The sequence below is a fragment of the Shivajiella indica genome, assembly GCF_042683085.1.
Lineage (GTDB): Bacteria > Bacteroidota > Bacteroidia > Cytophagales > Cyclobacteriaceae > Shivajiella > Shivajiella indica.
In genome coordinates, this window is sequence record NZ_JBHUIV010000033.1 from 1 (window position 1) to 511 (window position 511).

Sequence of the window (511 nt, forward strand, 5' to 3'; positions counted from 1 at the left end):
GCCAGGCCTCAGGTAAATCCTTCCACTACTCCCGTTGAATTCAAAAATTGAAAAGTGATACGTCTGGTTAGGAGAAAGATTCGTCAAATTCATACTGGTGCCCGATCCGTTGTAGATCGAGTAATTTCCGGGGCTCAATTGGACCCCGTTGCCAAATGAAGGGCTTGATCCATAGCCGACCAGGTCCACTGGCTCCGCATCTACCGGAGCACCTACTCGGGCCACGATCAGACGGGAAGAGCCGTCTCCTTTGGTCCAGTTTAAGGTCATCGAATTCCCCGTAACATTGCTGAAAGTCAAATCACTCGCCTGAACCGTTGGACCTGTCAAGGTACTGCCTGAGCCTGCCAAATAGGGATCTTTCAGATAAAAAGTCTCCGACCCCGTTCCATTGTATTCAAATACTGCAAAATGATACGTGGTACCCGGTTCCAGCCCATATAACCACTCTGCCATAGCTGTCCCATTAGAGACCACAAACTCACCCGGTGCAATCTCCATCCCGGAGCCA

1 protein-coding gene is annotated in these 511 nt (G+C 50.3%); it reads right to left on the reverse strand.

The features are described from left to right. Nucleotides 1–511, reverse strand: a 511-nt coding sequence (locus ACFSKV_RS18970; protein WP_380806468.1) for a fibronectin type III domain-containing protein, incomplete at both ends; no start/stop codon positions are given.